8 protein-coding genes are annotated in these 7,788 nt (G+C 62.5%); 2 read left to right on the top strand and 6 right to left on the bottom strand.

Translation table 11 applies throughout. From position 1 onward, the window contains the following. A partial coding sequence (locus tag EN932_RS08230) for an FCD domain-containing protein (RefSeq protein ID WP_164890445.1) occupies positions 1–323 on the top strand: 323 nt, incomplete at its 5' end. 42 nt (positions 324–365) lie between these two features. Beyond that, entirely contained in the window at positions 366–1,913 is a 1,548-nt protein-coding gene (locus EN932_RS08225) for a GMC family oxidoreductase N-terminal domain-containing protein (protein ID WP_164753513.1), read from the top strand. Between the two features lie 58 nt (positions 1,914–1,971). Here the strand turns inward: EN932_RS08225 and EN932_RS08220 are convergent, their stop codons facing one another. The 6 genes from EN932_RS08220 to EN932_RS08195 all read right to left on the bottom strand — a co-directional run. Next, a complete protein-coding gene (locus EN932_RS08220; RefSeq protein ID WP_127369433.1) occupies positions 1,972–2,724 on the bottom strand; it encodes a GGDEF domain-containing protein in 753 nt (250 codons plus the stop codon). Positions 2,725–2,875: 151 nt separating this feature from the next. Further along, positions 2,876–3,556 (bottom strand): thermonuclease family protein, encoded by a 681-nt coding sequence (locus EN932_RS08215; protein WP_245469201.1) that lies wholly within the window; start codon positions 3,554–3,556, stop codon positions 2,876–2,878. A gap of 57 nt (positions 3,557–3,613) precedes the next feature. Beyond that, a complete protein-coding gene (locus EN932_RS08210; protein ID WP_245465013.1) occupies positions 3,614–4,762 on the bottom strand; it encodes an ABC transporter substrate-binding protein in 1,149 nt (382 codons plus the stop codon). Between the two features lie 140 nt (positions 4,763–4,902). Then, positions 4,903–5,661, bottom strand: a complete 759-nt coding sequence (locus EN932_RS08205; protein WP_127369435.1) for a transglycosylase SLT domain-containing protein — start codon at positions 5,659–5,661, stop codon at positions 4,903–4,905. Between the two features lie 32 nt (positions 5,662–5,693). Next, positions 5,694–6,065 (bottom strand): hypothetical protein, encoded by a 372-nt coding sequence (locus tag EN932_RS08200; protein WP_127384699.1) that lies wholly within the window; start codon positions 6,063–6,065, stop codon positions 5,694–5,696. A gap of 60 nt (positions 6,066–6,125) precedes the next feature. Next, positions 6,126–7,788, bottom strand: a 1,663-nt coding sequence (locus tag EN932_RS08195; RefSeq protein ID WP_164890444.1) for a calcium-binding protein, incomplete at its 5' end; no start/stop codon positions are given.

The raw sequence follows: 7,788 nt of genomic DNA, 5'->3' as shown, positions 1-7,788 counted from the left end.
CAACCACGCCGGAGAACGCCCCGTCGGGTGAGGTCGATTTCGCTTTCCATCTCGCGATCGTTGCCGCAGCCCGCAACCATCTCGCCGCGGAATTCTACAAGATGCTGCGCCAGGTCGGTGTCGATGCGCGAGTGAAGGTTGCGCGCACCGCGGCACCCACCTGCCCCAAGCGGATCGCCCACCGCGACGGCGAGCATCGCCTGATCGCCGAAGCGATCTCGCAGCGCGACCCCGAAGCGGCAGAGGCCGCAATGCGCGCGCACCTTCTGTCGGTGCAGAGACAGATCATGGAACGGTCGAATGCCGGCGCCTTTGCCGCGTGATCGCATCACCTCTGACATCGAGCCTGTGCGGGGAATTTCAAATTGAAACGTCATTTCGACGTGCTGGTCATCGGCGCGGGATCCGCTGGCTCGGTTGTTGCCAGCCGTCTCAGTGAAGACCGGTCGTGCCAGGTCGGCCTCATCGAGGCCGGGACGATGCCGGCCGATCCCGACATCGCCGACCCGCTGAAATGGACGATGCTCCAGGGCCGCGCCTACGACTGGAGCTACCGGACCGTGCCCCAGCCCTTCACCGCCAACCGCGTCCATGAATGGCCGCGCGGCAAAATCGTCGGCGGCTCGAGCTGCCTGCATGCAATGGCCTATGTGCGCGGCCATCCCGATGATTTCGAACCCTGGGTGCAAGCCGGCGGCGAGCGCTGGTCCTATCGGGGGTTGTTGCCGGGCTTCATCCGCAGCGAAGCCTTCACCGCCTTCGACGGGCCAACACGCGGCAAGAGCGGCCCGCTGGACGTCTATCTGCCGGACGCCGAGGTCAGTCCGGTCGTGCGTGCCTACATCGCCGCCGGGCGATCCATGGGGGCCCCCGCCCTGAGCGACCACAACAGCGGCGAGCTGGTCGGCACCAGCCCCAATTCACTCAACATACGCGACGGCAAGCGCCTGAGCGTCGCCGACGCCTATCTGCCGCCGCGGGTCATGGCGCGGCCGAACCTGACCTTGCTCACCGGCCACGAGGTCGAGCATCTGGTTCTGGACGGCCACAGGGTCACGGGCGTGAGCGTGGTCTGCGAGGGCCAGAACAGAACGCTCTGTGCCGACCGGATTGTCCTTTGCGCCGGCGCCGTGTCCACGCCGCTCATCCTCATGCGGTCGGGCATTGGTTGCCCGGATACGCTGAAGCAGGCTGACATACGCTGCCTTGCCGATCGCAGCGAGGTGGGCCGCAACCTGCAGGATCATCTGCTGGCTCTTGGAAATGTCTACAGCACCAAAAAGCCGGTGCCGCCTTCCCGCCTGCAGCACTCCGAATCGCTGATGTATCTGCACAGCGACGACCCGACCCGCTCCATGGGAAGTCCCGATATCGTGCTCGCCTGCGTCGTCGCTCCGTCGGCGGCCGAGGGCCTGAATGCCCCGCTTTATGGCTCGGCCTTTACCATCCTTTGCGGCGTCACTCATCCGACAAGCCGCGGGCGCATCACACCGAGCGGGCCGGGCCGCAACGATACGCCGGTCATCGATCCGCATTATCTGGAAACCGAACACGATCGCGCGACATTCAGGATGGCGTTGAAGCGGGCGCGCATGGTCGGCCATCATGAGGCCCTGGACGAATGGCGCGATACGGAGATCCTGCCAGGCGCACCGGTTCAGTCCGATGCCGAACTCGATGCTTTCATCGCCAGGGCTGCTTCCACCCATCACCATCCGGCCGGCACCTGCCGGATGGGTCTTGACACCGAGGCCATCGTCGATCCCGACTTGCGGCTGAACGGCTTCGACAATGCCTTTGTCGTCGACGCCTCGGTGATGCCGGCGATCCCGAGCGGACCGATCAACGCGGCGATCGTCGCCATCGCCGAAACCTGGGCGGCGTCTTCACGGGTTACCGCGGCGGCCGCGTGACGGCGGCCGCATCCGACACTTCCCCTGGGTTCCGAATGGCTCTGCTTCCCGGCGACTATCAGCTATGGAGATGCGTCAGCTCAAACGCCGCTCCGTCCCGGACGCCGGCCATGCGCTGCTCGGCGGACCGGAACATGTCCGCGAACTCCACCTGGTTCTCGAACACCACGCCGCCGACCTTGACCGTCAAGGCATCCTCGGTGCCTTTTGGCGCGAAATAGACTTGTGCGATGCGCGCCCTGATACGCTCGCCGATTTCCCTGGCTTCTGCTTCGGTCGCGCCGGCGAGGAAAACCCCGAACATCGACGTCCCCATACGTCCAACCAGATCCTCCGCGCGCACTGACGATTGTATGGTTGAGGCTATGAGCCGCAAGGCTTGATCGCCCCATTCAAGACCAAAGCGCAGGTTGATGGACCGCAGATGCTCCGAATGGATGACCAGGAAGGCGCCGGATTTCGGCCCCGGCACCGACGGCCTTGCGGTTCTTTTTTCGACCATCGACGTGAAGACCGCTCCGTTCAGGCAGCCGGTCGTGGTGTCGAAGGTTGCCGACTTGTCGAGTTCCCGGCGATAGCGACGAAGCTCGATCTGTTTCAATCCAACGAACAGAAAAAGCGGAACACCAAGAACGACAGGCAACAGGATTGCCGTGACCATGCTGCGCCCAAATGGCGTCAGCGCCTCCGAGAACAGAAGCAGATAATTGAGACCGACGGAAACGCCCAGGATTGCAGCGGTTCCCAGAAAGGTCAGCAAAGCGACGCCTTTCCATGCCTGGTCGGTGGTGCTCGCCATAGTCTTTGTCACTGGCCGATCTCCTGTGGATGGGCTTGTATAAGGCCGGTGTGTTGCAATTTCAGTTTCAAGGAACATTGCAATTTAATCGATTGCGCGATGACCCCATCAAGGCTGCGCCCGTGGCGGTTAACAAACAAAACATCAGGGATTGAATGACAGCCTATTGTGCCGGGCCGAACATGCCCATCTCCGCGTCCCTGGCTGTCGCCTCCGCCTTGCCGTAGATGCCGCTCGGCAGCGCCGTGGCCCAGCCGTTGGAGACAAGCCAGGCGCCAACATCCTGCTTGCCCAGCCTGCACGGTGCGGCGACGGCAAAACGCTCGACGTCCGGCGGTACGAAACAGTGCAGCGCGCGTCCCCTCAGCCAGGAATTGAAAACGGCGCGGGCGCGTACGCCGCAAGGCCAGGTGACGTCATGAAACGAGCAGGAGCTGTCGAGATCGATGCCTCGCACTCCGCTGATGAACACCTTGCGGCCCATGGCTTCGAACATCGCCGATGATGTGACAACCGGGCGGTAGAGCAAGACCTCCCGCCAATCCCTGGGCATCGGCGTTTTCGGGGGCACGGCGAGACCGAGCTCGCTGAGCGGCGGACGGGGCTCGGCCCGTTCGATCTCAGCGGGATCAAGCCGTGGTGGAGCGATCAGGTCTTGAGCAACCTTGCGCGCCGGCTCCAGGCGTTGTGCGCCGGCAACCGGTGCAACCGGTCGGACAGGCTGGGTATCGTCAACATCCCGCGACCGGGCACGGACAGGCCGATCGACCGAAAGCAACGCCCCGCCCTGAATGATCAGCAGTATCCCCGCCAGGAGCAGGAGGCTTCCAAGTGCGATCGCCAAGCGGCTGCGGCCCGGCCTGGCCATCAGCTTGAACAGGATCTCAGGGATTTACGCCGGTCAGAAACCCGACGTCGATTTGGCAACCAGCTTGAGCGCACCTTTTTCAATCCGATAGAACGGCATCGAGCGTTGGCTGGATCCGTCGGCCCGAAACCGGAACAGGCCGGTCGACCCCCGAAAGCCGTTTGGATTCTCAAGAACCTTTTTGCTGAAACCATCGGGCCCGACCGCGCTGGCAATCCCTGCCGTCAGCGCAACCATATCATAGGCGTAGGCCACATTGACGTCAGCCGGATAGTTGTATGTCGTCCTGAAGCGGTCGGCGATCGGCCCGGTTTCGCCTGGATCGAGCGTGGCGACAAACGCCCCCTCGAAGAGCGGATCCATGGGGTGCTCCAGCCAACGGTTCGTCCCGACGACGGAGATCGTCTTTCCCGGAATGCCCTTCGATTTGAGGGCGGCAAGGACAGGCGACGGACTGCCATTGCCGCTGGCGACGATGACGGCGTCAGGGGCGTCCACGAGTGAGCCCATTTCGTCGACCGTCTTCGCGCCGTCGCCGGCAGAATATCGGAGAGTGACCGCGAGCGCCGCGCCGTAGATGCTGAGGCTGTTTGCGACCCGCTTCTCCATGGCGCCGGCGTTTGGGCCATCCGCGACAAGCAGTACGAACTTCTTGCTGCCTTTCGCGGCCAGTCCCGCGGCGCCCGCGGCGGCGCTGTCCGCTTCGCCAAGGAGCACGGCATAGACCCCGGGGCCGCCGGCGAAATTGTCGGCGAGCGCCAGAACCGGTGGCCGCTTCGACCCCGACAGCGTGGCAATATGCTGGGCCGCCGGCAGCTCGGTCGGGCCGATGACGACTTTAGACCCCGTCGTAATGGCCGTAACCGCCAGTTTGCCGGCCAGTGCGCTGTCGCCTTTGGTATCTTCTACCGTCAGCGCCAGCAATCCGTTGCCGATATCCGTCATCGCCAGCTTGGTCGCATCGAGCATCTTCCTGCCGTTTTCCCCGGCCGTTCCAGGGGCGGACAGCGGCAGCAGCATCGTGACTTTGGTCGACCCGGTGCCCAGCGACTGGGTCGCCTGGACGGGACCGGCACCGGCGGCGCCGTTCTGCCCGGCAGGCGCGGTAACCGCCGCCGGATCGAGCACTTCGGACACGCCGCCCTTCGACTGGCAGCCCGACACGATCGCGGCGAGCGCCAAGGCGATTGCCCATGTCCGCGGACGGTGGACCTGTCGGCCAGCTTCCATGAATGCTCCACCCCTATGTGCCGCCGGATATTGTTCCCGGTCTGGTCTTCAACGCATGTTACGGCGGACTTGCAGTGCCGTCTGTAGTTCTTTTAGCCGCCGAACAGCCTGCCTCTGAGCGCCCTGATCTGCCTTGCTTGCCCGGCACTTCGATAGTCGGCGCATTTCATGTATCGCGGCCCGGGCACGAACACGCGGCGCACGCAGACGCCCTTTGCCTGGGCAGGGGCTCCACCCTCCTCGCCTGGCGAAAATGCGGAAAAGCCGAACGTCGCCACCGGCAAAGGCCCGGTCACTTCGATCCCTTCCCTTGCCAGGATTGCCCGCGCACGCTGGCAGTAGCGGACTGAAAGGGCCGAGAACCGGCTTTCATTGTGCCCGGCGCGATACTTCATGACGGTGGTGCAGAGATCACCCGCGGCGAGCTTGTTGGCCTGTGCAAGATATTTGACCCCCAGCGCGATGTTGGCCGCCGGCGCGCTCAGATCGTCCAGTGAACCTCGAAAGCCGAGCATCCTGGCCGTCGCCGGCATCACCTGCATCAGGCCGACTTCGCCGTCACCGCCTTGCACGTCGGGATCGAAGCCGCTTTCGATCTCCATCACCGCATGCGCCAGCATCGGCTCCAGGCCATAGATCGATGCCTGGCAACTCGCAAATGCCTTGAAAGCCTGCCGGGTCCACTCCGTGGCCGGATCACAGCGCACTGGTTGCTTCAGGCCGGACGAAAGCTGTGGTTTCACGGATGGTCGTTCCAGCCAGTTGGCACTGGCCGGCGTGACCGTTTGGACAAAGCCAAACAACACGATCGCGCCCGCGACCGCCTTCAGGAAGGATCCGTCGGCTGTCATGATGGCCAACAGGCGTCGGTTCGCCTATCCGGTCAGTGCATGTACTCGACCATGCGATCGTGAAAACACTCGCATTTGTTGAGGGTGTCTTCGTCCTTGTAGTTCGTCTTCAGGTAGCCATAGGCCTTGCCGCAAGCGACCTTGGCCTCCGACGCCCAGACGAAGACGGGACGCGACGAGTTGATCCACTCCGAGCTGTTGGCGACGGCAACCGACTCGTCCATCAACTTCACAACCTCCTGCTTCAGATCGACGATGTTGTCGTTCAGCACCAGGTTGGAGGTGCCGACGACACGGCAATAGTCGCCCGTCGGACCATCGATGATGTCGGCGGCATACCCCGTCGACCCGACTGCCAGCAACAGCGTCGCAGCGGAAACAAGCAGTCTTGCAGAACGTTTCATGTTGAGCTCCCCTAAATATTAGCGACGTATAACATAATCGCGTGGTTGTGCGCTATGGCGTTACACCACGTTTGCCGTTGTCTGATGCTGGGTTATGCCGTCGTCGTAGAGCAGCGTGATCGTGTTGGCCGCGGGGTGGTTCGTGAGTTCCGCCACTTGGACAAAATTGGCCGGATCTCCCGATCCGCTCGTGTCGACACTCAGCACGCCGGTCCCTGCGTCGTAGTTGACGAAGTTGCCGACATTCGCAGGAGTCGAGTCGAACAGCGCTGTCAGGTCGATCTTGTCGCCGTCGCCGCCATTGAAGTCCGTGATCAGATCCTTGATGTCGAGGTTCTCAAGTCTGAACGTGTCGGCGCCCGTCCCGCCGGTGAGCGTGTCACTCCCGGCACCACCGACCAGCAGGTCGTTGCCGGCGCCGCCGATCAAAGTGTCGGCGCCGCCTTCGCCTCTGAGCGTGTCGTTGCCCAATCCGCCGGCCAGGTAATTGGCGCCGGAGTTTCCGTAGAGATAGTCATCGCCGGAACCGCCGATCAAGCCCTCGATGCCAGTCAGCGTATCTCCCGTGGCATCGCCCCCGGTGATGTTGCCATCACTCGGATTGCTGGGGGTGCCATGAACACCGGCGGCGCCACCGGCATCTGTCAGGTTTATCGAGACCGCCGCGCTGCCGGTATAGTCGGCGATGTCGGTGCCGGCTCCGCCTGAGATCGTATCGATATGCGTGCTGCCGGCGATCACGTCGTTGACCGTTCCCGCAAAGCCGGGGAGGGTGAAGGATCCACCCGAACTTGCAGCTACCTGATGGATGTCCAGTGACTGGGTCGCACTGACGTCGCCGTCTCCGTCGACCGCACTGACTTGGAAATGCAAGGTGGTGTCGGATGGCAGTATCGTTTGTGAGATGTCGACGGCAGACAGCCTGATTTTCGAACCGGCGTCACCGGTTATGGAAATTAGGTTGAAGTCGATCGAAGGGTCGATGACGAGATGTCCGTTCGTAACTGTCGCCGTTCCGCTACGGGTGTCGCCGGTAACGGAATTGGTTGCTACCCACGAAACAGAACCAGAGCTGTTGCCGGTTGCGGCGAAATCGAGGCTGCCTATGAACTTCGGATTCAGCGTCGGAGCATCGTTTCCGGCGGTTGAGGAGGTGTGAAACTCCATGGTGAAGTTTTCATCTTTCTCAATAAACTGATCGGCGACACCGAAGCCCTGTGTCGAAGAGTTGACGCCGGTGCCAGTGCCGGTGAACTCGATCAGGCCATCCGGCGTTTCAAGGAAAGGTGTCGGACCACCCGGCGACAGCCCCGTGAGTGTTTGAGTTACCGTTGTTGCTGCATCGGGCGTGATAAGGGCAAACGCGTAGGTGCCATCTGGATGCAAGGTGAGTGAATAGATATCGGTCCCAGTGGAGGTTTCGGCCAGCAGCACTGTCGTTCCGTCGCTCTGGACTGTCGTGCTGTAGCTAATCCCCGTGATCGCCGGTCCTGCTATGTTGAAATGATTGACCCCGTCGGCTCCCGCTACGAAGTCAAACAAGCCGTTGACGGATCCGACCTCGTTGGGGATCGTACCTGGCGTGAAAGCTCCAAGCGTCGGAATGTCGTCGACGATGTCGACCAGGATGGAGCCGGTGGTGGTGTTGCCGTGGGCGTCGGTCACCGTATAGGTGAAGCTGTCCTTGTCCTGCTCGGTGGTGATGCCATTGTTGGTCGTCGCA

The organism is Mesorhizobium sp. M7A.F.Ca.US.002.01.1.1, assembly GCF_004022955.1.
GTDB classification, from domain to species: Bacteria; Pseudomonadota; Alphaproteobacteria; order Rhizobiales; family Rhizobiaceae; genus Mesorhizobium; species Mesorhizobium ciceri.
The sequence above is the reverse complement of the archived record's forward strand: the minus strand, read 5'-3'. Positions and strand labels throughout refer to the sequence as shown.

What these genes read in the sequence shown, in the direction of transcription:
- EN932_RS08205 (WP_127369435.1), bottom strand. Translation starts at nt 5,661, where the DNA reads ATGACAGCCGACGGATCCTTCCTGAAGGCGGTCGCGGGCGCGATCGTG.
- EN932_RS08200 (WP_127384699.1), bottom strand. Translation starts at nt 6,065, where the DNA reads ATGAAACGTTCTGCAAGACTGCTTGTTTCCGCTGCGACGCTGTTGCTG.